The sequence below is a fragment of the Peptoniphilus sp. HCN-40583 genome, assembly GCF_037892835.1.
Classification (GTDB): domain Bacteria; phylum Bacillota; class Clostridia; order Tissierellales; family Peptoniphilaceae; genus Aedoeadaptatus; species Aedoeadaptatus rachelemmaiella.
This window is the reverse complement of the sequence record NZ_JBBKBU010000006.1, coordinates 38,070-62,759: the sequence shown is the minus strand read 5'-3', so window position 1 is coordinate 62,759 and position 24,690 is coordinate 38,070. Positions and strand designations below refer to the sequence as shown.

The following is a 24,690-nucleotide window of genomic DNA, read 5'->3' as shown; positions in this document are numbered from 1 at the left end:
GCCACATTATACGCGGGCGGCGATTCACTCGCAAGGCAAAAAGCGTGTATAATGATGATGGTGATATTATGAAAAACCATTGGTCCGTACGAAAGCTGGTGGCCTTTACCCTCCGAAGCGGCGACATCGACAGCGGCTTTTTGTCTCACAAGCGGGCACAGGAAGGCATTCGCCTCCACCAAAAATTGCAAAGGGCCTATCCGCCTTCTTTTGAATCGGAGGTTGAGATTTCAGGCACCGTGGCCTACGACGGCGGCGAAATCCATTTGGAAGGCCGCATCGACGGCGTCGACGAAAACGCCCATCTTTTGGATGAAATTAAGTCGACGGTCTACACGAAAGAAGCCATCGACGAAAGGCCCGACGAGCTTCACTGGGCCCAGCTAAAGTGCTACGGCTACCTCTACGCCAAGGCCAAGGACCTCGATGAAGTGCATCTGCGCCTCACCTACATTCGCATCGAAGACGAGGATGTGTTTCGCTACGAAAAATGCCTTTCCTTCGACGAGCTAAACACCTTTATGGACGAGGTTATGGCGCGATTTCAGCGGATTCAAAAACGCCTCACCGATTTCGAGGCCCTGTCTCTCGCCTCGGCAAAGGCACTCAATTTTCCTTACGACAATTTTCGCCCGGGCCAGCGGGACATGGCCGTGGCGGTTTACAATATGATTCAAACAGAAGGCACCCTCCTCGCCCAGGCACCGACGGGCATCGGCAAGACCATTGCCACCTTGTTTTCCGCCGTAAAGGCCGTGGGCGAAGAGCTATTAGAGGGTGTTTTCTACGCCACCGGCCGCTCCACGCAAAAAACCGTGGCCACGGAAACATTGGCCCTTCTACGCGAAAAGGGGCTGCGCATCAAAAGTACGGAGCTTGTGGCCAAGGAGAAGGCCTGTTTAAACGACGTGCTCAGCTGCACGCCTCAGGACTGTCCTTACGCCAAGGGCCACTACGACCGCCTTCTCGACGGCATGACCGATATTTACGATCACGCCGATTTATTCGACGGGCCCACCGTGGCCCGCTACGCTGAGAAGCACCGACTCTGTGCCTTTGAATTCGCCTTGGACCTCAGCAATCTTTCTTCGATTTTAATCGGCGACTACAATTACGTCTTTCACCCGAAAAGCTATTTGGAGCGCCTCATGGAAGATCGGGACCGCTTGAAAGCCACCTGTCTCCTCGTGGACGAGGCCCATAATTTAATCGATCGGGGCCGAGATATGTACTCCGACAGCCTCTCCGTAGAGGAGCTGGAGGCCGTGGACTACCCGACGAAAAAAATCGAAGCCCTTGCCGACGATTTGGCGGACAAGATTCGTACCGTGTCTTCCGCGGAAGACAGGACCTACGATGGCTTAGACGATGACTTTTCAGAAGCCGTGGAGGATTTCATTGACGAGGCGGCGAGCTTTCTTGCCCGACTGAAAAAGGAGCCGGATGAGGATTTTCTCGAACTCTACTTCCGCCTCTTGGATTGGCAGAATTTAAACCTTTATTACGATGAAACCCGCTTTACTTTCTTCGTGCCGGAGAAAAACAAGCTGCAACTTTTGTGCTTGGATCCGTCGCAGGTGCTCTCCGCCCGGCGAGAGTTGTTTCAATCGGCGGTGTATTTTTCCGCCACCCTTTCCCCCATGGACTACCACGGCCACTGCTTAGGTGCGGGAGAAGCACGAAAAACCATGGTCTTGGACAGCCCCTTCGATCCCGCTCATCTCTTGATTTTGCATCCGCCCCATTTATCCACCAGGTACAAGGATCGCGAACGCACCCTTTCAGAGATCAGTCGCTACTTACAGGCCTTTTCCACGACGCGAGAAGGCAATTTCATCCACTTCTTTCCCTCCTACGCCTACAAAAATCAGGTCTATTCCGCCTGCCAAGCTTGGGAGGAAAGCGGCCACGATCAGGCGCGGGCCATGACGGAAAAGGCGCGGGCCGATTACATCGCAAGGTTCAGAAACGAACGCCCGGTTCACGGCTACAGCGTCATGGGCGGCGCTTTTTCCGAAGGGGTGGACCTCTCCGGCGAAGCCCTCATGGGCGTGAGCATCCTCACCTTGTCTCTGCCCGGCCTCTCTCGGGAGCGGGAGCTCATTAAAAACCGCTTCAATCAGCTGGGAAAAGACGGCTACGCCTATGCCTACACCTATCCCGGGCTCACGAAAGTGGTGCAGGCCGCCGGGCGCATCATTCGCTCCCATAGCGATCGAGGCCAACTTCTTCTTTTAGACGACCGCTACCTGCGCCCCGACATTCGCAACCTGCTTCCCGCCCATTGGCGGATTGAAACCGTCGATTCAGTGGATGATATGATAGAAAAGATAAACGCATTTTGGAGGTAAATATGACATTGCACATCTGTTTAGTTGAACCTGAAATTCCCCACAACACCGGCGCCATTGCCAGAAGCTGCGGTCTGACGAAAAGCGTGCTGCATTTGGTTCGGCCCCTGGGCTTTTCCGTCGACGACAAGCATTTAAAACGCTGCGGCCTGGACTATTGGGATCTCGTGGACATCCGCTACCACGACAGCATCGAAGAGGTCATGGAAGAATACAAAGACCACCGCTTCTTCTTTGCCTCCACCAAAGCCCATAAGCGTTACAGCGACATTGAATTTCAAGACGGCGATTTTTTGGTCTTCGGCAAAGAAACCAAGGGCCTGCCCGAGCCGTTATTAAAGGCCCACGACGAGACGGCCATTCGCATTCCCATGCTGAAGGATTTCGGCCGCAGCTTAAATCTATCCGTGTCCGTGAACATTATTCTCTTTGAAGCTTTGCGCCAATTGGATTACCCGGGGATGTCCTGATGAAAAATAAAGATTATATTCTGCAAGCCCTGAAAGAGGCCGACGATTATCTCTCCGGCGAAGACATGGCCGGAAAATTAAACATCAGCCGCGCCGCCGTGTGGCAGGCCATAAAAGCCCTGAGGCAAGACGGCTACCGCATCGACGCCGTCACCAATCGTGGCTACCGCTTATTCGAAAACCACGAAGCACTGGATGCGGCGATCATTAAAAAACACTTGAAAAGCGAGTTAAAAGACGTGGCCGTCTTGGTGAAAAACAGGGTGGACTCCACCAACGACGCGATCTTCAGAGAAGACGCACACGCACCCCTTCCCTCTTTTTCCTTTATGGCGGCGGAAGAGCAGACGGCGGGCAAGGGCCGCGTAGGCAAATCCTTCCTCTCCCCCTACGGCATGGGCCTTTACCTCTCGACAATTATTCACGAGGGCGACGTATCCGATCCCGCACTGCTTACCATAACCGCAGCCGTAGCCCTAAAAGAAGCCTTAATGGCGCAAACCGACGAAGATATAAAGATTAAATGGGTCAACGACCTGTACTGCAATCACAAAAAAATTGCCGGCATCCTGACAGAGGCGAATTTTTCCGGCGGCAAAGCCCGCTACGTCATCGGCCTGGGCATTAACATTACCACGCCGGAAGGCCTATTCGAAAAACAATCCCTCCCTACCGCCGGCTCCCTTGGGGCCGCAATATCCAGAAACCAATTGGCTGCGGATATCGTCAACGCTCTGCATACTTGGATTCAGCGGCCCATCGATGAAATCCTGAACGCCTACCGCAAGTACAACCTTACCATCGGAAAAACCATTCGCTTCGCCAAAGGCGACATCGAATACACCGGCGTGGCCGAAGCCATCGACGACGACGGCGCCCTTCTCGTCGCCGTTGAAGGCCGCACCCTTCGCCTGTCTGCCGGGGCCATTTCCATCGAAAGCGATTGGTAGGTTTGCAAATTTTGAACTTTCCCTTGACAACAAACCAATTCCACCTTATAATCATATACTGTAATCCAATGGAGAGATGGTTGAGTTGGTTTAAGGCGCTCGCCTGGAAAGCGGGTATACGTTAATAGCGTATCGGGGGTTCGAATCCCCCTCTCTCCGCCAGGAAAAGTTTGCCATGCTAGATGGGGAATTAGCGGCGCCCTGTAACTTGTAATCCGCTACAACAAGATTGAATTCCCGATCCAGCGCATTTCTTTTGCGGCCTGCCCGAGAAAAGTGATGTTGATGTGTGGGTCCTACGCAATAAGCCCTTTCGAACCGTGTCAGGTCTTGACGGAAGCAGCACTAAGGAAGTCCGCTTATGTGACGTAGATTCGCCTACGCTGAGTTAACTCTCTCGGTAACGCGTGGAAGACTTGTGCAAAGTCGGGTGCATGGCTACATATAAAATTGCGGTTCTTCGGAACCGCTTTTTCTTTGCAAAAAATTCCCACACAAAAAGCCCCTTCCGCTTTCACGCAGAAGGGGCCGTTTTTGTTGGCTCTATAATATCCGTTGGGGAGTAACCTCCTCAATGGATATTTTTGTGCAAAAAGATAGCACTTGTTTTCCCAATTTCTCACCACAAATTAATAAAGGGGGTCAAACAAGCGCAAAACAATATTACAACAATTCTTTTAGGAATCCAAGATGTCGATGTAACCGGTGCTTCAAAAAACGTTTTATAACAATAATAATGTGTGCCATTCACGAGCGGCTATGCCCCATTGTAGTTCCTTCCACGTTCAAGGGGTGCAATTGCTTCAAGATGCCCGATGCGATAAAAACACGTGCTCCTTCTCACGGAAAAGGTACATTATTGTTCTAAAACTTTACAACCCTATCGCAGACTGACTCTAAAAACTCAACATCATGGGATATTATTAAAATCAGCTTGTCTTTTTCCTTAACTTTCTTTATGTTTTTAGCTACTATTTTCATATTTCTATAGTCCAATCCACTGGTTGGCTCATCGAAAAATAGGATTTTCTTGTCGGATAGTAAAGCGGATAAAATAATCACTCTCTGTTTTTGTCCTCCTGACAAGGTGTGAGGATTTCTATCACCAATGTTTTTTAACTCCATGTCTTTTAGCCAAGTATCTAAAACATAATCATCTTTAATATTTGATGTTAATACTATTTCATCTTTAACGCTGTCTGTGAATAACTGATAGTTCACTTCCTGCATAATAAGCAGGCTCTCATTTAGCCTACTTTTTATATTTAAATTCTCACCATCTCTTAAAATTTTCCCTTTATTATCTTTGTATAAGCCACATATGATTTTTGCTAATGTAGACTTCCCAATTCCATTTTCTCCAACAATCCCAATAATATTCCCATAGCTAAATTTAAGATCCTTAATGGACAAAATTGTTCTGGTACTTCTTTTGAACATCAGATTTTTTAACTCTAATAAAGTCCCTTTATTTGAAGTTTCAAAATCATCAAATCTTTCAATGGCTTTATAATCAGAATGCCTAAGTCCCGTTCTCATTCGTTCATCTTCACTTAGATTTTCAATTTCGTCCATACTATATTCTCTGATGATTTTTCCATCCTCTAAGTATATTGCTCTATCAACAATGTCTATTAAATACCACAGCCTGTGTTCTGCAATAATAATAGTTTTTCCTAAAGATTTAAGCTTTTTTATTGTAAGCGATAGTTCTTTCATTGACTTTATGTCTAAGCTTGAAGATGGTTCATCAAGAATAAATATCTCTGGGTTTAATGCGTAAATGCTTGCTATAGCAATCTTCTGCTTTTCTCCTCCGGAAAGACTGAATATATTTTTATTCATCAAGTTTTCAAGATGAAGCTCTTTTTCAACTTCTTCAATTCTTTTGTTAATTACTTCCCTTTCTATGCCGTAATTTTCTAAACCAAAAGCAATTTCATCGGTTGTATTGGTTGTATAAAATTGTGTTTTGGGATTTTGGAAAACCGTGCCTACACTCTTAGATAATTTATAAATTGGTGTGGTAAATATATTCATACCATTGACCATAACACTGCCGGAAATGTCCCCATCATAAAACTCGGGTATTATGCCATTCATAAGCTTTAAGAGAGTCGACTTTCCACAACCACTTCTACCACATAGAAGAATGCATTCTCCTTTTTTTACAATTAAATTAATGTCTTTTAATGAGTAATTAGCTCCTCCCTTGTATTTAAAACTTAATTCTCTAATTTCAATCATAAGTCCCACCCCGACACTTTCATAAATATTACTATTGATAAAATTAAAATCATAAGAATTAGAACACCAATGTCATTTTTTCTAAACTTAATCAGGTATCTACTTGTTTTTTGAACAGGAGCATCAAGCCCCCTTATAATGGCTGATTGAGAGAGCTCATCCCCAATTTCTATCACACTTACGAATAAGGGTACAAAAAAGTACTCCATAATTAATGTTGGTTTCCTTATTAAATTTATTAAGTTGAAATTAATTCCTCGCGTTTTCATCGCCATATTTATATGACTCCATTCGTCTTTAATGGTAGGCAAACATCGAAATATTACAGAAATCATTATGAGCGAGTCTTTTGAAAGTTTTAATTTTTGTAATGTTGCCACTGCACCGGAAACAGATGTGGAATTTAAAATCCATTTACCCACGATAATACATGGCAGAAATTTTCTTCCAATTGCCAAGATAAATAAAATTAAATTCAAAAGAAAATTCATACTAAAATAGGCTAAAGTTTTTTCCAATACTACACTTATTACAAAAAATAAAATATACCTTATCGCAGATTTTCTATAACCTTCACTAATAATAATGGCAAGGAAAAATAATGTAATAAGGCTTTGATAGACCAAACTGAATCCCATAAAAATTAAAATATTCGCACCTATAAGTAAGATAAGTTTTGTTCTGAGGTCATATTTTGACCCCAGAACAAACTTTGAATTTTCCATTATAAAACTCCTGCGGATTCCAACTTTTTATTTAGTATTTTCTTTGTAAAATAAGAACCGATCAAAGAGAATATAAATGTTCCTATGATCATAACCGGTAACATCCATATTGGTGTCCATGCTCTTACTGTGTTACAAAAGCTTTGATCTAAGCCACCTTTTATTACACTTTCAAAAAATGCTTCTCTCATAACCCAAATTGGTAAGAATCCTCCAAATAAGTTTAGAGAAAAAAACATATGACTAATTGTATTTTTCTTAAAGTCTGCATAATTTCCACCTTTTGCTATGAACATAGCAATTATTCCGGCAGGCACTGCCACTAATGGTGCAATTGGAATATGCCCTGTTGCAACTAATAAAATACTTGGTAAAATACCTGCGATTACAATAGCAGTAGCTGACTTTGTCTTTGCAAGAAGCATATGATAGGTTGGTGCAGCAAGTAGTGCTACAAGCATAGGCATTAGTAAAAATAAAACAGGGACAGGCATAGATATTGCCCCAATTACTAAATATGTTACAAAGTAAAGTGCAATTAAAACACCGGCTGTAACTGCATTTTTTGATGATTTCTTTTGTGTTTTCATAAGTTTCCTCCTTTAAAATTGATTGTTACTGTACAATCTTCCATTCTTTAGACTTTTCTTGATAATTCCACAAGTCTTTATATAGTCCTTCATTTTTAATAAGTTCTTCATGCTTCCCAACTTCCTCTACCTTTCCTTTGTTTAAAACAACAATTTTATCAGCCCCCATTACGCTTCTTAATTTATGGGCTACAACCACAACTGTTTTATTCTTAATTAAATTTGATATTGCTTCTTGTATAATAAGTTCATTTTCAGGATCAAGCGAAGATGTTGCCTCATCAAGTAGTATTATTGGGGCATTTTTTAATATTGCTCTCGCTATTGATATTCTTTGTTTCTCACCCCCAGACAGAGTCGCTCCTCCTTGTCCAATCATAGTGTCAAATCCATCATCTTTATTGACTATAAAGTCATAAGCTCCTGCCATTTTTGCAGCATTCATGATTTCATCTTTACTCGCATCTTCATTTCCAAACTTTATGTTGTTATAAATTGTGTCTTTAAAAAGATACACATCTTGAAACACAACAGAAAATTTATCCATTAATTTATCAGGGTCGGCTGTTAGCAAATCTACTCCACCAATTTTAATTGTCCCTTCATTAGGATCATAAAATCTGGAAATTAATTTAATCAGTGTAGATTTTCCAGAGCCAGAGTAACCAACAAAAGCAGTTAATTCATTTTCATTAATGTCTAATGAAACATTATCGATAACCTTAGTTTCCTTATAAGAAAATGAAACATCACAGATTTCAATTTTGTTGCTTTCGATTACATCGCAATTTCCTGACATGGGTTCAGCGTTAAATAGGTTAATGATTCTCTCTCCTGAAACTGATGCCATTTGTAGACCTGTATAATTTACAAGTGCAAGCTCCAAGGAATCAAAAATTCTTGTGCCTACAAATAAGAACATTAAAAATGTATCAATTTCCAAAGATCCATTTATAAATAAATAGGAACCGGCTAAACTCATCAAAGGAAGTCCTATTCTTAAAATCATACTTGCTATAGTAGTTAATGAACCAACCCCTTTCTCACTCTTAATATTTGCGTCTTTTGAGTTATCTATATCTTCTTCAAGTTTTATTAATGTATCATCTATGCTGTTATAAGCTTTTAGAGTCTTAATGGCATCCAAATATTCGTTTGTATCTTCTTCCTCTTTTATCCTCATTTTCTTTGTTTTCAAATAGATTTTTTTCTGAAAGTTTTGCATGAGTGTGAGAAGTAGAACAGAAATAGGTAGTCCTATAAGTGTTGCTATTCCCATTTTTACATTAATGATCAAAAATAATATTGAGCAAAGAACTGCTACACATAGACCACTGAAGAATTGAGGTAGTTGGTGCGTTACTGCCGTTTCAACTTTGAAAAAATCATTCATTAATGTATCTAATATCTCTGCTGAGCTTTTCCCTGAAATATAACCTATCGGCAGTTTTCTTATGTGGTCTGCAAGCTCAATTCTTCCATCTGCACTTGACTTGTATCCAAGTTCATAGGTATATTTTGTGGCTAAATTTTCCAATAAGAATGTTACAAAGAAAAATATTGCCATTATCCCAAAATACTTCCATAAAAGGCTCGTATCTATACTATCTGCACCTCTATTTAAAAATAGTGTTTCTACAATTTTCGCCAAAGCAATAAATGGTATAAGGTTGGAAATAGAAGCCAAAACATTTAAGGCAATGGATTTTCTTATATTATTCATCTTCCCCAAAGTAATATTACTTATCATTCATTCTCACTCCCTTCTATATCCATTTGCCAAATATTTGTTTTCTTATAAATTTCATAAAGTCGCTTATATATTCCATCTGCAAGGATTAAATCTTCATGCTTCCCTCTTTCTGCAATTTTTCCATCAGATATTACTAAAATTTGATTTGCATACTCTATGGTATTTAACCGATGCGCAATCATGATAACCGTCTTATCTTTAACCAATTCAGATAAAGCTTCCTGCATAAGATATTCATTTTCAGAGTCTGCAAAACTTGTTGCTTCGTCTAATACTAATACCGGTGCGTCCTTTAAAATTGCTCTTGCCACGGCAATACGTTGTTTCTCTCCTCCGGATAAATGAGTTCCTTTAACCAAAACAGTGTCATACCCATCAGGAAGTTTTACAATAAAATCATGACATCTTGCTTTTTTACATGCTTTAATGACATCCTCTTTTGTGGAGCCTGTCTTTGCCATAGCAACATTATTGAAGACTGTATCTGTGATTAAATCACTGTCTTGAAAAACAAATGCTATCTTGTCCATTAAGTCGTTCATCGGAATATTTTTTATATTAACCCCACCTATTTTAATAGAGCCTTCTGAAGGATCGTAAAATCTGGGTATTAGCGTTCCAATGGTAGATTTGCCTGCTCCCGAATAGCCAACTAATGCTGTAACTTCTCCTTGTTTAGCACAGAAGCTTATATTCTTTAAAACCTCTTCATCTCCATAAGAAAATCTTACATTCTCGAATTCAAGATCATGACCTTTTATCTCTTCCTCGCTATTTTCAATTGCCAATTCTTTTTGATCTATAATTTCGTAGATTCTCAAAACAACTTCATTTAGTAAATTCATCCCTTCTGCAAAATCTCTAAGTTTTAATGCAGGTACGCTAATGGCAGGTGCAAGAATCAAATAGAAAATAAAAACTGTAGCAAAATCCAAGTTATTATTACGTGACATTAAAAGTATTCCTACTGGAACTATGAATGTAGCAACAGATAAAATAAACATTCTAAATGAAACAAATCCCGGTCTTATCATTGATGTCATCGAACTTGTAAAGTCTCTATATTCTCCTACTGACTTTGAAAAAGTTTTAAATGATTTTGCTCCTGTTCCAAATATTTTCACTTCCGGCATACCTTTAACATATTCACTAGTTGCTGAATTAATTTGATCCAATATTGCAAAGTTCTTCTCAAGTCCACCTGACTTTATAATCTTTGCCATGATTGCAATCTGAATTCCTAAACCGACAAATATAATTAACAAAGTCGTAAGACCTAATATTAAATTTATCTTCAACATAACAATTATCATTGCTAAAATTAGTGCTAAAGTTGAAATTAAATTTGGTAATTGATGAGAAAAATATCCCTCAATTTGATTCATGTCCGATCCTAATACTTGCCTTATTTTTGACTTGTTGTCTCCGGTAAAAAATCCTAAAGGAAGATTCCCAATATGAAATAATATCTTCTTTTTTAAGTTAGCTATTAAAACATATGAAAACTTATGGCATAAAATACCGCCAATGTAAGTTAAGCAATATGACAATACCACTGCTGCAAGTCCATAGATGCAGAACTGTATTGTACTTTGTTCTAATTTTCCATATAAAAATAGAGATTTTATGACTTTGTATATCACCAAAATTGGACAAATACTTAATAGCATACCAAGACTAACAAATAATATCCCTCCTACAAGTTGTCCTTTTTTTATTTCACTGTAGGAAATAATATCTTTGATTGATTTCTTCTTTTTCATCTAAAACATACCTCCTTACCGAACGAGTTCGTTCATTTGCCTTAAAACTAATACAAGGAAAACACCCTTGATGTTTCCCTTGTAAAATACTTATATTTTATTTTTCTCTACTGAGGTCTTTGAAATAGTTCACCTATTATTCCAAAGGCTTCACTTGAATTTGTTTTGTTTTCTCCCTTAATAATATAGTCATTATATATTGTTCCAACAGCTCCGTATAAAATAAAAGCTGCAAAACTTCTCACATTTTCTCTGTTTATTCCCATATTATTTTCTATTTTTTTATTTTCAATTCCTTCAATTATAAACTCTGAATAGACATCTATAAATTTTCCAATGTAATGAATCAATTCCCATAGCCTGTAAGAGTTATCTGTAATTGAATTCTCTTTTGAAAAATTATATCTTGTCGTAAATTGACCGATATCTTTTACTATAAGTTCCCTTAAAGTTTTTATTCTTTCTTCGTAATCTATTTCCTTATTTTGGAGTATATCCAACTTATTTTTTAGTTTTTCATCAAAATATGTTTCCATACACGCCAAGAAAATATCTTCTTTTGATTTGAAGTAGTAATAAAACATTCCAGGTGCACCATTAACTTCTGCGAGAATATCTCGCACAGAAACTTTCTCATATCCATTCTTCTCAAAAAGCCTGGATGCTATATTTATAAGCTCCTGTTTTCTTTCTTCCGGATCCTTTATATTTCTTTTTGCCAAAACCTCACCACCTATTGACCGACACTCGTTCTCTTAATATAGGCTATCATTCTCATTTGTTTTTGTCAAGAGCGGAGCCTAGACAATCTACATATAGAGTACTCCTGTTAATTTGGTCATAATTTTCAACGCTTCGCTTGCAGCATGTTGTTTATATTGCATTTGATCTAGGTTGTATTCATTTATTCACGATTTACTTCGGAATCTCGCCTTTTTACTTTTCTTTGAATCGATCGTTAGAGTTGACGCATTTAAGTGTTTGATTGTCCCGCGTATCCTTGCCGTCTTCGATAGACGTAACTTCTCTTTTCAGTGAACTGAAGAATTTTTAATGGGCGTGTTGTCGCGGCAATTATCTTTTCTCTATCTGCTTTAAATGATTTTAATCTTCTCTTTCTTCTATTCGTCATTGTTTTTTCAATGAAAAGACCCCCAAGAGTGGATGTCTCGGTCCAACTTTTGGGGGTCAGTGCATCATGCAGAGAGGGCCATTTCGTATTATCTTTTTTTCGACACCTCGCCCCGTAGCCAGGGGTGGGGGTAATATTTTCTGAAGCGCACCGCTTCGCCTAAGAGCTCGCCCATGAACCGCTCCACGGAAAAGTCCCATACCGTCCAAAAAAAGCGGCACTCACCCTCCTCCTCTGTTTCGGGGAAGGTTTCAAGCCAACGGTCCAGGGGATCTGCCACGGCGATTTCCTTTTCTTTAAACGCGCGGGAAAAATCGTCTCGCCGGTAGCTGTAGCCCAGAAGGGCCAACACCAACGTGCCGCCTTTTTCAAAGCGCGCCTCGTAGGAATCGATCATGTTTAATACATAGCTGTGGTGAAAAAAGCCGTCTGCCACGGTGTGGGCCAAAAATTCCGTGTTCACATCGTGGTTTCGATAGCCCATGGTGCGGCCTTTTGCGGAAGCCTTCTTCAGAAGCTCGGCGAAATCGCCATCTGCGTCTTGGGTTAAGCACAAGGCAGCATCAATCTTCATGGAGCAGAAGCGGGCTTTGTTTTTTTTGTAAAAATCCTCGCCCGTGGCGGGATCGTATAGGATTGTGAAAGAAAGATCCGGGCGACGCCGAATCAGCGCGGCCGCCGTATACATGCCCGCTTTGTCATTGATGGCTATTCCCAATCGTTCCATGTTCCTCTCCCGCCGTTTCCGTTTTGATTACGATTTTATACTTCTTTCTTAGTATAGCATAGGCGGCGTCCCGATCCTCTATTTTTTTAAACAAAGCGTACACCGTGGGCCCGGAGCCGGACATGTGAGAAAAGGCCGCCCCCGCCTCGTAAAGATTGCGAATCATCCCGTCGATGACCGGATGCATACCGCTGACGCCGGGATAAAGGTCGTTGACCACCACATCCCTGAGCCCTTCGAGTCGTCCTTCTTTCAGAAGATTCACCGCATCGTCTACAGCGGCTGTTTCGTGAAAGGCCTTCACCTTTTCGTAGGCCGCTTTCGTGGACACGGAAAAGCCCGGATTGAGCAGAAGCACCGGATAGGGCGGGATGTTTACAGGCCGGAGCACATCGCCGATCCCCTCGCCTACGGCGGCCTTGCCGTAAAGACAATAAGGGAAATCCGCCCCCAGTACAGCACAGTCATGGATCAGTTCCTCATCGGTAACAGGCAGGCTGTAAATGTCTCTCACGGCCTTTAAGACCAGGGCGCCGTCGGCTGTGCCCCCGGCAAGGCCCGCCCCCGCCGGAATGTTTTTTTGAATTATTATCTTCACGGGCAAGGGGCCGAAGCGGTTTTCTAAAAAACGATGGGCCTTCGCCATGAGATCCTTCTCCCCGTAATTGGGCCCTTCAATGGAAAAGGCAGCGGCTTTATCTATTTCAATCTCGTCATATAGCCCGATGGGCAGAAAAAGTGTTTTTATTTCGTGGTAGCCGTCGGCTCGTTTGCCTGAAATCCACAAGCCGACATTGATTTTTCCGTAGGCGCGCAAGGTATCCTCCCATAAAAAAAGCTCCGCCAAGGGAGCCTTTCACTACGATATTTTTAATTTAGCCGAATCCGCATCTTCTTCCAGGATCATAATTTTTACCGTGGACGTGAGTACGTCGGCATAGGTAAATGAAATGTTTCGATCGCTGCGATCGTCGGAAGAGATGCTAATGACAAACAGGGAGGGGTAGACCGCCGTGAGCACGCCTTTACGGGTGACTATGCGCTTGCGCCCTCGATTTGCCTTCACAATTACCTCTTTGCCAATATGCTCTGACAATTCGTTTTTTATCATATCCATTTGTGTCATTGGGACCGCCCTTCTATCCACACAATTATATGTGATACAAGTATACAATAATCCCCGCTGTTTGTCAAGGCAAATAACGCTATATAATACCGCAAAAAAGAGGGTCGGTCAAGAGAAATATTCGTGAATCCAAGTATTTTTTAATCTTCTTTTCACCTTCTGTTTACAAGCCCTTTTCTTCCCATGAAAAAAGAGCCGTCGCCGGCTCTCTTTTCCTTTTCATTTAAGCTGCCTTCTTTTCAGTTTCGACTGCTTTTTTATCTTCCGTTGCCTTCTTTTCAGGTGCAACTTTCTTTTCTTCGGCTTTCTTACCTTTTTCTTCCGCTTTTACCTTTTCATCGACTTTTTTCGTAGCGCGGACGATTTCATCCAGCGCATCCATAACTTTGGCCAGTTCCGCACGGGTAGCCGATGCCTTGGGTACGAATTGATTGTTTTCGCGACCTTGCATTAAGTTGGTGTGGCGAACGATGTCGATGGGTTCGAGGGCCCATTTGGAAATCATTTTTTGATCGGAGAAGGGTTCTTTCAAGTCCAGGGTGTAGGGGACTTTCTTGCCTTCAACGTAGCGACCTAAAATGGTGGCCATTTCTTCGCGGGTAACCTTTTGGTTCGGTTTAAAGGTATTGTCTTCATAACCGAGGACGTATTTGTTCTTGGCTGCCCAAACGACGCCGTTTTCGTACCATTCGCCGGCTTTGACGTCGGTAAAGGGATTGGCTGCCTTTTGTTTGACATCTTGTCCTTCCAGGCGGGCCAAGACGGACACAAGCATGCCTCTGGTAATGGGTTCATTCGGTGCAAACAGGGTGTCGCTTACGCCTTTAAAGAGGCCTTTTTGCGTTGCGGAAAGGATGACCTTTTCTGCCCAGTGGCCCTTGATGTCGGTGAAGGCATTGGTCGGTTCGACGGGTTTTACATCGCCCTTCGCTTCGGCCACGATGCGGCCTTCGACCTTCGGGTTCACATTTTTGTGTTCAGCCAGATATTTTTCCAGAACTTCCGTGTACATACCGTAGTCGCCGAGCTTTTTGCCTTTGGCGAACATGGTGTAGCCGTCGCCGCCGGATGCCATAAAGTCATTGGTGGCTAAGGTGTAGGTTTTCTCGAGATCAAGTGTCTTGTCTCCTACCTTCACGTCGTAGACGCGCTTGCCGGCTTCTTGTTTCGGATCGTATTTAAAGCTGACGCCGGAGACTTGAGGGAATTTCCCTTGAGGTGCCGGTGCATCGGCTACGCCGAATTCCAAAGCGGCCAGTAAATCGGCGCCGGAGACTTCGATCTTCATAATGGTGTTTCCGAAGGGGAAGGCGGTCCAGATTTGGGTCATGTCGATCTTCCCTGCGGGAATCGTTTCGCGGATGCCGCCGCCGTTTGTAAACGCCACGTCGGATTTTGCCGCTTCGCGCATGGCGTCTGCCACCATGTTGCCGAAGTTGGTTTCTTGTGCGCGCACGTGTTCTCTTGCGCCGTCTAAATCAACGGCGGTGGTGCCGACGACGCGTTCCAGTTTGCTCTTGTTGTTTTCGTACATGGCGTCGAGTTTCTTTGCGATGTCTTTGTTTTCTTCAATGTTTTCGAAGAATTTGGCGTCGCGAAGAACGGCGGTCTTGGAAATAACATTTTTGCCTCTTAAGGTGATGTTTACTTCGCCTAAGTTTTTCAGGTAGTAGCCCGTTTGCGCGATCAGGGTATTGTTCACGACTTTGCCTTCGGGCAAGGTGGTGTGAGAGTGGCCGTCGATAATGACGTCGATGCCGTCAACAGCTTTGGCGATGTCGGATGTTTTTACAACCGTGGCATCGTCGATGCCTACGTGGGCCAACATGACGATGACATCAACGCCTTGATCCTTCAAAGATTTCACTTGGGCGCGCGCCACTTCGACGGGATTTAAGAAGGTAATGCCTTCGGTGTTCTTCGGATTGGATTTTACTTTGGTTTCTTCCGTAGCAATGCCGAAGATACCGACTTTAACGCCGTCTACATCGAGGATGGTTTGGCCTTTAAAGTCGTTGGTTCCGGTGTTTTTAATGATGTTGGCAGCCAGTATATCGAAGCCTTCGGAGGAACCTTTTGCGGGTGCAGCTTGGTTTTTAAAATCCACCAGGGCTTGATAGCCGTAGTTGAAGTCGTGGTTGCCGGGCACCATGGCCTTGTAGCCCATGGCCTTCATGACGTCGATGACGCCCTTGCCGTTTTCAATACCGGCCAGTGCCGTACCGTGGGTCACGTCCCCGGCATCTAAAAGCACTGCATTTTTAATGCTGTCCGCATAAGTTTTCACCCGTGCGTAACCGATATTGGTGAGTTTCTTGTCTTTGCCGTACTCCGCTACCATGTGTCCGTGGACATCATTGGTGTGAAGCAAGGTAATGGTCTTGGTTTCTTCTGCCGGCGCGGCAAATACGCTCATGGGGCCGGCGATGACGCCGAGGACCATGGCCAATGCCAGTGCCAGGGATAAAAATTTCCGTTTCATGATACCTCCTTTAGTTCACTAACGTATACATCTATTATACCCTTGATTACCCGCCTTAGTCTTTTCAATTTAGAGACAATCCAGCCAAGAACCGTACCCTCTTTTCTCCATCTCTTCCTTGGGAATAAATTCGATGCTGGCGCCGTTAATGCAGTAGCGCAAACCGCCGGCTTCCACCGGCCCGTCGTTAAAGACGTGACCCAAGTGGGTGGTTTCCGTCTCCACTTCCGTGCGAATCATGCCGAAGCGCCCGTCGGTGGTTTCCTTAATCGGCGCGTCGGGAGCCGTCTTAGAAAAAGCGGGCCAGCCGCAACCGGAGTCGAATTTATCTTTCGAGAGAAACAAGACTTCTTTCGTAATGACATCCACATAGATGCCTTCGTCGAATAAGTGATCGTAGGGATGGGAAAAAGGAAGCTCCGTGCCTTTTTCTCGGGTCACGTGATAGGCCACATCGCCTAAGGATTCCCTGAGTTGCGCTTCGTCTAATTCTTTTTTGTCCATCAATACCTCCTATGCCAAAGGCGTGCCGCAGCGTGGGCAGTACGTGGCCCCGGCCTCCGCCTGGAAATGGCAGTTCTTGCATTCTACAAAATCCGGATCATCGGCGATTAACTCAATGGTCTCGATTTTTCTGCCGCAGTGGGGGCAAAAGTTCGTATCCTTGTCGATTTCCGTGTGGCAATCCGGGCATTCGTAGCGGAACACCTCTCCCCCGAGCTCCTTCGACGCCATGCGATTTTCCAGACTCGCCTTTTCTTTTTGCAATTCGTCGATGGCGAAGAGCAACTCGGAGCTCGTCGTGTCCGCCAAATGAGACTGCTCCCGCATTTCCATATAATAAACTTCCCCTAAATGGGTGTATTCCTCCAGAATTTTCGCCTCCAGCTCGCGAATTTGCATGCGTAACTTCGCCACATTGGAGGCCTCCTTCGCACTGTAAAGGCCCTTTATGCTTAAATCTTTTACCTGATTGGAAAGGTCTTCAAAACCTTTGCCGATGCTGTTAAAAATATCCATACCTTCACCTCAAATAAAGCATACCACATGGCCGCGGTCATTTTTACGACTTAGAGAAGGATTAGACTTTTTTTCAATTCATCCCTTCATGTGTGAATAGCCATCACTTGGGTATAAAACAAATAACAAGAAGAAGGAGGAATACCATGGATTATAAATTATACGCGGCTACCTATTGCCCCTTTTGCAAAAAAGTCATCGACTTTATGGAAAAAGAGGGCGTAGAAAAGGTGGACGTCGTCTTCGTAGACAAAGATGACGAAGCGAAAAAGGCATTATTGGAAGGCAGCGGCGGCAAACAAGTTCCCTGCCTCCACTACGGCGATACATGGATGCTGGAATCCGACGACATCATCGCCTACATGAAGGAAAATTTGATCTAACTTGCCATTCTTTTTCCCATAGGATAAAATGAATGAGAAAATAAAGCTTAAGGAGGCTAGGATGATTACAAAAGATACTTTAATCGGCGATTTGGTTCGCCAATACCCGGAAGCCATTCGCATCCTCATGCAATTTGGCATGGGCTGTGTAGGTTGCCCCTCCAGTCAAATGGAGTCCTTAGAAGAAGCTGCTTATGTTCACGGTTTTGATGCCGACGAACTGATGAAGGCTTTAAACAAAATCGTTGAAGCAAAATAACAAAAAGCCTCCCGCGCAGGGAGGCCTTTTTCATTGCAGGACCCGCCGGAGCGGGTTCTTTTTTATTTGTTGAAAATAGAATTGAACAGATCGGCGAAAAAAGCTTTGATCTTTTGAAGCAAGCTTTGGCCCTCTTCGCTGTTAATGTATTCTTTCGCCTGATCGGCGGCGCCTTTTGCTTTATCGGCCAAACCGTGCCAGTCGATGTCCGTCTTTCGTAAATTGTCGAAAAAGTTCGTCAACTTATCCGTTTGCTCGGCGGTCAGATTGAGATTGTACTCATTGGAAATGTTGATGATGATGTTTTGCACTTCTTCCCGGCTCTTCGGCGCTTCCGTGGCGATTTTTTCCTTAATGTCTTTCACCAGACCCGTGGCCTTGTCCGCACCCACCTCTTGTGCTAAATCTGAGGTGACGACCATCTCTTCGTTGGCCGCTTTTTTTACCTTGTCGCTGATTTTTTTGCCGGTCGAGGTTTCGTAGGCCTTCATAATTCCCGTAAGTGCCGCCGTGCCGCTGACATTCATCGGCGCATCCACGGTGATCTTCGCATCTTTAATCCCCGCGGTCTCCAGGGCTTGGCGATACATATCGTGGGTAATGTAGCGGATCCTTTCCGAGGTTTCCACTTCGATGCCGCTGCCTTCGGCGGTGTATTCCACTCTGGCGCTGGAAATGGCCTTGCGACCGATCTTCGATTCGGGCACGAAATCGCCCAGGTATTTGTGCTCTTCCTTGTTGGTAACCTCGATGATTTGATCCTTGTCCGATCCGTTAAAGCGCTTCATCAAGGCCTCTCGTTGTTCGGGCGTAAGGTCCTGACCGAAACACAGAATCACGTCGCCTTCCACGGCATCGGCGAATACCGGCGCCTGAATCATAACGAGCATGAGAAGGGCCAGAGCCGCTGCCATGTATTTTTTTAGAAATTTCATAATCTCCTCCACTTCTTTTTTCGTATGCCATTATAACACAGGGGCCGCGAACCGCCGCCGAAAAAGAAATGTCTTCGCTATTTTTTAGAAAACTTTTGCTTTTCGGCACGAAAAAAAGAGGCCGAAGCCCCTTTTTCAGTTTCGTTATTTTGCCAAGGCGGCGTCGATGCGTGCGCGATCGAAGCCGACGATTTCTTCTTCGCCGATGACCAAAACAGGTACGCCGGTGTAGCCCATGGAGATCAATTCATCTCTTGCAGCTGCGTCGGTTTGCACGTTTTTTTCATCAAATTCGATGCCTTTTTCCTTCAGATAATCCTTTGCCATGGTGCAATAAGGACAGGTGTTGCTTGTATAAACTTTTACTTCTGACATTGTCATTCCTCCAAAATAATTCATGATTTCGCTTACTCAATTTATACCCGCGAGGTATGGGCTTAATCACCTTCGCCAATTTTATGCATGGCGTGGGTGTAGCCCATGGTAAAGAGGGTCGCCACATGGTCGTCGTCCAGGGAGTAGTAGACTTTGCGCCCTTCTTTTCTCGAGCGAATAAGCCCTTCTTCTTTCAGAAGAATGAGCTGATGGGAAATGGAGGATTGGCTCATGCCTAAAAGTTCCACCAGTTTCGATACATTGCAGGTGCCCAACATGAGGGCGTACAAAATCTTTAATCGCGTGGGATCGGCCATGACTTTAAAAATGCCGCTTAAGCTTTCGATTAAAGGTTCGTTTTCTACAAAGGCGTGAAATGTCTCGTCGCTGTATTCCGCCATTAGTCGCCCTCCTTTTCTACTTTCGGAAAGTTTTTCGCCAAAATCCGATACTCTTCCACGGTAATGGCCTCGGCCCGACGACCGGGGTCAATGCCCGTATCGACCAAGGCCTGAAGGATCTGATCCTTTTCGATTTCGAAGCCGTAGGTGGACAGGGCGTTTAACACGGTTTTTCTTCGCTTGGAAAATGCCGCCCGCACCACGGCCTCGGCCCGCTTCAGATTTTCCCGGTGATCGGTTTTAAAATTCGTAAGGGCCAAGACGGCACTGTCTACATTGGGCTGGGGCATAAAGCAGGTGCGGGGCACGGTGAGGGCCACGGCCACATCGGAGCGCATTTGTAAATAGACGGAGATGGAGCCGTAGGCCTTCGTTCCGGCCTTGGCTGCCATGCGATTTGCCATTTCTTTTTGCACCATGACGTGAACCGATTCCAAAGGCAGGTCCGAATTAAAAAGATGCAACAAAATCGGCGTGGTCACGTAATAGGGCAGATTGGCCACCACTTTAATCTTGTGATCGCCGAAGCGGGCCGCCAGTTCTTTTTTGAGGTCCGTCTTTAATACATCTTTGTAGAAAATCTCCACGTCTTCGTATGCGCCCAGGGTTTCATCGAGAATGGGCTTTAAGTGCTCGTCAATTTCCACGCAAAATACTTTCGCGCCGCGTAGGGCCAATTCTTCCGTTAAGGTGCCGATGCCGGCGCCGATTTCTAAGACGACGTCCCCTTCGCCGACGTCGGCATTGTCGGCAATGGCGCGGACGATGTTTCCGTCCATGAGAAAGTTTTGGCCCAGGGATTTTTGAAAGCGAAAGCCCCATTTCTCTTGAATCTCTCGGATCCTGGCCGGGCTGTATAGTCGTTTATCCACCGAACACCTCCTCATAGATGCGCTCAAATTCTTCGACGGAAATGCCGAAGCTGTTGAGTCTCTGCAGAAATTGCTTGCCGTTGCCGTGACCGATGCCCAATGCCTCGGCCATTTTTTCGCGGCGCCCTGCCGCATCCGATGCCCCCGTCATGCCGTAGCGAATCATATCCGCCTTGGTAAATGTTTCTTCGTAGACTTTTTTCATGGGCTTGGCACGATAAATCGCTTCCCGAATATCCTCAGGCCGTGCGTTTTCGATGCCGATGTCGTCTTTATAAAGGGCCTTGTCCTGCGGCAAATAGGCCTGCTTCGGCGAGGCCAATGCCTCTGTAAGCCGCCGGCGAATTTGCTTGCCCATGTAATCAGGGTCCGTGAGAATAATGACGCCGCGGCGACGCTCCACTTTTTTCAGCTCGCGCAAAAATTTTTCGCCGAAGGCGTAGCCTCCCGTGGCCATGACATCGCATTTCAGGGCGCTCTTCACTCGGGCGATGTCATCTTTTCCCTCGACCACGATCACTTCTTGTATTATTTCTTCCATTTGTAAAACCGTTTCGTATTTTCATCTGTGTGCGCCACAAGATCCGCCACGTCCATGTCCCTGAGGGCGGCGATGTTTTTCGCCACATAAGCCACATACTTGGGCTCGTTGCGCTTGCCTCGATTGGGCTCCGGAGTCATGTAGGGGCAGTCCGTTTCCAAGAGCAGGCGATCCAAGGGCACGGCCGCCGCCACTTTCTTCGGCACTTTGGCGTTTTTAAAGGTGGTCACACCGCCCAGGGAAATGTAGCAGCCCAGGGCCATAAAGCGCGCCATCATTTCCACGGAATAGCTGTAGCAGTGAATGAGCACGTGGTGGCCGGGATGGGCCTCGAGGAAATCCCGAACGATGTCGTAGGTCTCCTCCGCCGCATCCCTGGAGTGGATCACCAGAGGCAGGTCCACTTCCGCCGCCAAATCACACATGGCGCGAAAGACAGTCCGCTGCACGTCCCGCGGCGAATTTTCATAATAGTAGTCCAGGCCGCACTCGCCGATGGCCAGCACCTTTTCGTCCTTTGCCAGCTCCACCAATTCCGCCCGCACGGCATCGTCGTAGTACTTCGCCTCTTGGGGATGAACCCCCACCACGGCGTAAAGGCGGTCGTGTTTTTTCGCCAAGTCCGCCACGGCGCGGGAGGTTTCAATATCGCTTCCCACATTCACCACGGCATCCAGGCCGTCTTCTTCCATGCAGGCGATAATTTCTTCTCGATCGTCGTCAAATGCCTCATTTTCCAAATGGGAATGGGCGTCTATCATAGATCCTCCTAACTGATTCTTGCACCGGATTTTAATTGTTCCATGGTGGTGGCCAGAGACAATTTTCCGTCTTTATCTTCCGCCGCAAGGAGCATGCCTTGAGACAGAACGCCACGCAATTTCGTGGGCTTTAAGTTGGCCAAGAGCAGGATTTGTTTGCCCGTCAGCTCTTCTTTCGTGTAATATTCCTTAATGCTCGAGCAGATGACCCGCTTTTCGTCGCCGACGCTGAGATTTAGCACGTAGAGGCGATCGGCATTGGGGTGATCTTCCACGGAATCCACGGTGGCGACGCGAATGTCCAGTTTATCGAAGTCGTCGATGGTGATTTCCGGCTTCAGATCCAAGGCTTCCTCTTCCTCTTCCACCGCTTCGCCCTTGGCGAGTTTTTCCGCTTTCCGCTTTTCGATGAGGGCGTGGTTGGCATCCCAGAGGCGCTTCGTTTCTTCTTCGATGTCGAGGCGCGGGAAGATGATCTTCTTTTCGCCCACGTGTTTGCCCGGTTCCAAAAGGCCCCAACGCGTGGCGTCTTCCGCTTCGAAATCCTTCGTCGCCGTAATTTGTTCGGCGATGGAAATGGCCGTGTTGTTCATGAAGAAGGACAGAAGGATGGAGACGATGCGCAAAGATTCCGCCAAATTATAGAGAACCGTATCTAAGCGTTTCTTTTCGTCTTCGCCGCCTTTGGCCAAGACCCAGGGTTCGTTTTCGTCTACATATTTGTTGCTGCGGCGAACCAATTTCCAAATGGCTTCCAGTGCCGTGGAGAATTGATAGGTCTCCATTTCTTTTTCCAGCTCACCCCAAATGCTGACGGCCAGATCCTTCAATTCGTTGTCGATGGCCGTTTCGCCGTGAGGCGCGGGGACGATGCCGTCGTTGTATTTTTCGATCATGGAGACGGTGCGGGAGACCAAGTTCCCCAAGTCGTTGGCCAAGTCGGAATTCAGCCGCTTCATAAAGCTTTGTACATTGAAGCTGCCGTCGTGACCGAAGGAAAATTCCCGCAAGAGGAAATATTTCAGAGCGTCGACGCCGTAAAGGTCGATAATGGGTTCGGGATAAATAATATTGCCCTTTGACTTGCTCATTTTGTCGTCGTCAAAGAGAATCCAGCCGTGGCCGAAGATTTGTTTCGGCAGGGGCAGATCCAGTGCCATGAGCATGGCGGGCCAGATAATGGTGTGGAAACGCATAATTTCCTTGCCTACCAAATGGACGTCCGCCGGCCAGAAGTTTTTAAATTGCTCGTCGTCGGTGCCGAAGCCCGCGCCGGTTAAGTAGCAGGACAGGGCGTCGATCCAAACGTAGATGACGTGTTTGTCATCGAAGGGAACGGGCACGCCCCAGTCGAAGGTGGAGCGGGTGACGGACAAGTCATCCAATCCGTCTTTTAAGAAAGAGTTGATCATTTCGCTTTTTCTGTAAGCCGGTTGAATAAATTCCGGATGATCTTCGTAGTATTGAAGAAGCTTGTCCCGGTATTCGGAAAGGCGGAAGAAATAGCTTTCTTCGTGTTGCAGGTGGGTTTCGCGGCCGCAGTCCGGGCACAAATGGCCTTCCAGCAATTGAGATTCGGCCCAGAAGGATTCGCAGGGCGTGCAGTAGTAGCCTTCGTATTCGCCTTTATAGATTTCGCCCTTGTCGTAGAGCTTTTGGAACAACGCCTGCACGTTTTTTTCGTGTTGGGGATCCGTGGAGCGCACAAAGGAATCGTAGTGGATGTCCATGGTCTTCCAGAGAGCCTTGGTATCGTCTACAATGGCGTCGATGTATTCCAAGGGTTCCTTGCCAGCTTCCTTGGCCTTTTCCTGAATCTTTTGGCCGTGTTCGTCGGTGCCGGTGGTGAACAGGACATTGTAGCCTTGCAGGGTCTTAAAACGCTTCACCGCATCGGCAGCCACGGTGCAGTAAGTGTGGCCGATGTGTAGATTGTCGCTTGGGTAATAAATGGGCGTTGTAACGTAAAAGTTCTTTGACATGTATGCCTCCTTGCATATAGATGATATGCTCGACCATAGAGGATGGCCGAAAAAAATTTCTTGTAACAATTATACTATCAAGGCAAGTTCTGCGCAATAAACCCTCGTCATGCTATACTTTTTAAAGAAGCTGCAAAAATAACAAAGAAAATAGAAAATCCATAAAAACCGTGACTTGTCGGTGCAGACTTCAGGCGACATCCGCTTTTAATTGAAAAAAGAAGAGGCTTTGCCGATCAATGGCATATGCCTCTTCTTTGTCATTTCATGATTATGACTTTCCTGAATGTAATCTTACCTCTTAACGCCGCACTCAACCTATACGCACACCTATTGCAATGACTTCACACGAAAATCAACAAAGAACAGATCAACGATGAAAGTTGCAAGCCATAAGGCAATGAGCGGGAACTTCGAACCCGCGAATGTTGCGAGCTCCACAAAAGGAAAATCCCACGAAACGCTCCGCCCGGCGGCAATGATTTCTAATGGCATAAAGACCAAGATTTCATTAACGAGCAATGCGATAACAAGGGATACAATCTGCGCCCTTATAAAATCCCGTCCCGTAATTTGCGATCTTTTTCTAAGTCCGCGCAAGAGCAAAAGCCAAAGAAAGAAAGTAAGAAGCTGACTCATTCGACAGACCACAAGATCATCCCCAAACATAACGCTGAAAAGAAATCCGACAGCATTTGGAAACAATGCCCAAGGAATCATTCGAAATAGATAGGGATTACCTAGGTTCCTCTTTGCCATCATCATTTAAATCTCCCTTCGACACAACTCTGCATTGTCCCGTTGTTTATTCTTTTTCCGTTCCGCCCTTTTAGTCATAATCGTTT

At 45.1% G+C, this 24,690-nt stretch carries 25 protein-coding genes, 1 tRNA gene and 1 other RNA gene; 7 read left to right on the top strand and 20 right to left on the bottom strand.

Annotated features, from left to right (window positions below):
* Positions 1 to 68: 68 nt before the first annotated feature.
* The 5 genes from WKT05_RS03340 to ffs all read left to right on the top strand — a co-directional run bounded on the left by WKT05_RS03340 (position 69) and on the right by ffs (position 4,209).
* On the top strand, positions 69 to 2,351 hold the full coding sequence (locus WKT05_RS03340) for a helicase C-terminal domain-containing protein (protein ID WP_340412897.1): 2,283 nt from the start codon (positions 69 to 71) through the stop codon (positions 2,349 to 2,351).
* Between the two features lie 2 nt (positions 2,352 to 2,353).
* Positions 2,354 to 2,821 carry a tRNA (cytidine(34)-2'-O)-methyltransferase gene (locus WKT05_RS03335; RefSeq protein ID WP_340412896.1) on the top strand — a complete coding sequence of 156 codons (468 nt, stop codon included), beginning with the start codon at positions 2,354 to 2,356 and terminating at the stop codon, positions 2,819 to 2,821.
* Positions 2,821 to 3,771: a biotin--[acetyl-CoA-carboxylase] ligase gene (locus WKT05_RS03330; protein WP_340412895.1), complete on the top strand. Its 951-nt coding sequence runs from the start codon at positions 2,821 to 2,823 to the stop codon at positions 3,769 to 3,771. Before WKT05_RS03335 ends, WKT05_RS03330 begins: the two co-directional genes overlap by 1 nt.
* A 70-nt stretch (positions 3,772 to 3,841) precedes the next feature.
* Positions 3,842 to 3,933: transfer RNA gene (locus WKT05_RS03325), tRNA-Ser, on the top strand.
* A gap of 11 nt (positions 3,934 to 3,944) precedes the next feature.
* An RNA gene (ffs, locus tag WKT05_RS03320) (signal recognition particle sRNA large type) lies at positions 3,945 to 4,209 on the top strand.
* Between the two features lie 426 nt (positions 4,210 to 4,635).
* On the opposite strand, the gene WKT05_RS03315 is transcribed toward ffs, so the two are convergent.
* The 12 genes from WKT05_RS03315 to WKT05_RS03260 all read right to left on the bottom strand — a co-directional run bounded on the left by WKT05_RS03315 (position 4,636) and on the right by WKT05_RS03260 (position 17,336).
* Entirely contained in the window at positions 4,636 to 6,018 is a 1,383-nt protein-coding gene (locus tag WKT05_RS03315) for an ABC transporter ATP-binding protein (protein WP_340412894.1), read from the bottom strand.
* Positions 6,015 to 6,743 carry an energy-coupling factor transporter transmembrane component T gene (locus WKT05_RS03310; RefSeq protein ID WP_340412893.1) on the bottom strand — a complete coding sequence of 243 codons (729 nt, stop codon included), beginning with the start codon at positions 6,741 to 6,743 and terminating at the stop codon, positions 6,015 to 6,017. Before WKT05_RS03310 ends, WKT05_RS03315 begins: the two co-directional genes overlap by 4 nt.
* On the bottom strand, positions 6,743 to 7,333 hold the full coding sequence (locus WKT05_RS03305) for an MptD family putative ECF transporter S component (protein WP_340412892.1): 591 nt from the start codon (positions 7,331 to 7,333) through the stop codon (positions 6,743 to 6,745). Before WKT05_RS03305 ends, WKT05_RS03310 begins: the two co-directional genes overlap by 1 nt.
* A gap of 25 nt (positions 7,334 to 7,358) precedes the next feature.
* Positions 7,359 to 9,083, bottom strand: coding sequence for an ABC transporter ATP-binding protein (locus WKT05_RS03300; protein ID WP_340412891.1), 1,725 nt, complete (start codon positions 9,081 to 9,083; stop codon positions 7,359 to 7,361).
* Positions 9,080 to 10,849 (bottom strand): ABC transporter ATP-binding protein, encoded by a 1,770-nt coding sequence (locus WKT05_RS03295; RefSeq protein ID WP_340412890.1) that lies wholly within the window; start codon positions 10,847 to 10,849, stop codon positions 9,080 to 9,082. Before WKT05_RS03295 ends, WKT05_RS03300 begins: the two co-directional genes overlap by 4 nt.
* Before the next feature lie 107 nt (positions 10,850 to 10,956).
* On the bottom strand, positions 10,957 to 11,571 hold the full coding sequence (locus tag WKT05_RS03290; protein ID WP_340412889.1) for a TetR/AcrR family transcriptional regulator: 615 nt from the start codon (positions 11,569 to 11,571) through the stop codon (positions 10,957 to 10,959).
* 498 nt (positions 11,572 to 12,069) lie between these two features.
* Positions 12,070 to 12,708 (bottom strand): hypothetical protein, encoded by a 639-nt coding sequence (locus tag WKT05_RS03285; protein ID WP_340412888.1) that lies wholly within the window; start codon positions 12,706 to 12,708, stop codon positions 12,070 to 12,072.
* Positions 12,680 to 13,525, bottom strand: a complete 846-nt coding sequence (gene ispE / locus WKT05_RS03280; RefSeq protein WP_340412887.1) for a 4-(cytidine 5'-diphospho)-2-C-methyl-D-erythritol kinase — start codon at positions 13,523 to 13,525, stop codon at positions 12,680 to 12,682. The genes WKT05_RS03285 and ispE overlap by 29 nt, the downstream gene beginning before the upstream one ends.
* A 42-nt stretch (positions 13,526 to 13,567) precedes the next feature.
* The gene (locus WKT05_RS03275) at positions 13,568 to 13,819 is read right to left on the bottom strand and encodes a Veg family protein (protein WP_285814621.1); all 252 of its coding nucleotides are present in this window, start codon (positions 13,817 to 13,819) and stop codon (positions 13,568 to 13,570) included.
* 238 nt (positions 13,820 to 14,057) lie between these two features.
* On the bottom strand, positions 14,058 to 16,316 hold the full coding sequence (locus tag WKT05_RS03270; protein ID WP_340412886.1) for a 5'-nucleotidase C-terminal domain-containing protein: 2,259 nt from the start codon (positions 16,314 to 16,316) through the stop codon (positions 14,058 to 14,060).
* A 69-nt stretch (positions 16,317 to 16,385) separates the two neighbouring features.
* On the bottom strand, positions 16,386 to 16,820 hold the full coding sequence (msrB, locus tag WKT05_RS03265) for a peptide-methionine (R)-S-oxide reductase MsrB (RefSeq protein ID WP_340412885.1): 435 nt from the start codon (positions 16,818 to 16,820) through the stop codon (positions 16,386 to 16,388).
* Between the two features lie 9 nt (positions 16,821 to 16,829).
* The gene (locus WKT05_RS03260) at positions 16,830 to 17,336 is read right to left on the bottom strand and encodes a zinc ribbon domain-containing protein (RefSeq protein WP_340412884.1); all 507 of its coding nucleotides are present in this window, start codon (positions 17,334 to 17,336) and stop codon (positions 16,830 to 16,832) included.
* Between the two features lie 146 nt (positions 17,337 to 17,482).
* Here WKT05_RS03260 and WKT05_RS03255 point away from each other — a divergent pair, with 146 nt between their 5' ends.
* Positions 17,483 to 17,719 carry a glutaredoxin family protein gene (locus WKT05_RS03255; protein ID WP_215507860.1) on the top strand — a complete coding sequence of 79 codons (237 nt, stop codon included), beginning with the start codon at positions 17,483 to 17,485 and terminating at the stop codon, positions 17,717 to 17,719.
* Positions 17,720 to 17,780: 61 nt separating this feature from the next.
* Positions 17,781 to 17,978, top strand: a complete 198-nt coding sequence (locus WKT05_RS03250) for a DUF1858 domain-containing protein (protein ID WP_148473268.1) — start codon at positions 17,781 to 17,783, stop codon at positions 17,976 to 17,978.
* Positions 17,979 to 18,040: 62 nt separating this feature from the next.
* Here WKT05_RS03250 and WKT05_RS03245 read toward each other — a convergent pair whose 3' ends face one another.
* The 8 genes from WKT05_RS03245 to WKT05_RS03210 all read right to left on the bottom strand — a co-directional run bounded on the left by WKT05_RS03245 (position 18,041) and on the right by WKT05_RS03210 (position 24,610).
* Entirely contained in the window at positions 18,041 to 18,913 is an 873-nt protein-coding gene (locus WKT05_RS03245; RefSeq protein WP_340412883.1) for a DUF1002 domain-containing protein, read from the bottom strand.
* A 144-nt stretch (positions 18,914 to 19,057) separates the two neighbouring features.
* Positions 19,058 to 19,288, bottom strand: a complete 231-nt coding sequence (locus WKT05_RS03240; protein WP_215507854.1) for a glutaredoxin family protein — start codon at positions 19,286 to 19,288, stop codon at positions 19,058 to 19,060.
* A 62-nt stretch (positions 19,289 to 19,350) separates the two neighbouring features.
* The gene (locus tag WKT05_RS03235) at positions 19,351 to 19,689 is read right to left on the bottom strand and encodes an ArsR/SmtB family transcription factor (RefSeq protein ID WP_215507852.1); all 339 of its coding nucleotides are present in this window, start codon (positions 19,687 to 19,689) and stop codon (positions 19,351 to 19,353) included.
* The gene (gene rsmA, locus WKT05_RS03230; protein WP_251374907.1) at positions 19,689 to 20,561 is read right to left on the bottom strand and encodes a 16S rRNA (adenine(1518)-N(6)/adenine(1519)-N(6))-dimethyltransferase RsmA; all 873 of its coding nucleotides are present in this window, start codon (positions 20,559 to 20,561) and stop codon (positions 19,689 to 19,691) included. Before rsmA ends, WKT05_RS03235 begins: the two co-directional genes overlap by 1 nt.
* The gene (gene rnmV, locus WKT05_RS03225) at positions 20,554 to 21,102 is read right to left on the bottom strand and encodes a ribonuclease M5 (protein WP_340412882.1); all 549 of its coding nucleotides are present in this window, start codon (positions 21,100 to 21,102) and stop codon (positions 20,554 to 20,556) included. The genes rsmA and rnmV overlap by 8 nt, the downstream gene beginning before the upstream one ends.
* Positions 21,090 to 21,863 carry a TatD family hydrolase gene (locus tag WKT05_RS03220; protein WP_340412881.1) on the bottom strand — a complete coding sequence of 258 codons (774 nt, stop codon included), beginning with the start codon at positions 21,861 to 21,863 and terminating at the stop codon, positions 21,090 to 21,092. The genes rnmV and WKT05_RS03220 overlap by 13 nt, the downstream gene beginning before the upstream one ends.
* 8 nt (positions 21,864 to 21,871) lie before the next feature.
* Positions 21,872 to 23,845, bottom strand: coding sequence for a methionine--tRNA ligase (metG, locus tag WKT05_RS03215; protein ID WP_340412880.1), 1,974 nt, complete (start codon positions 23,843 to 23,845; stop codon positions 21,872 to 21,874).
* 330 nt (positions 23,846 to 24,175) lie between these two features.
* Positions 24,176 to 24,610 (bottom strand): hypothetical protein, encoded by a 435-nt coding sequence (locus tag WKT05_RS03210; protein WP_340412879.1) that lies wholly within the window; start codon positions 24,608 to 24,610, stop codon positions 24,176 to 24,178.
* Positions 24,611 to 24,690: the final 80 nt, after the last annotated feature.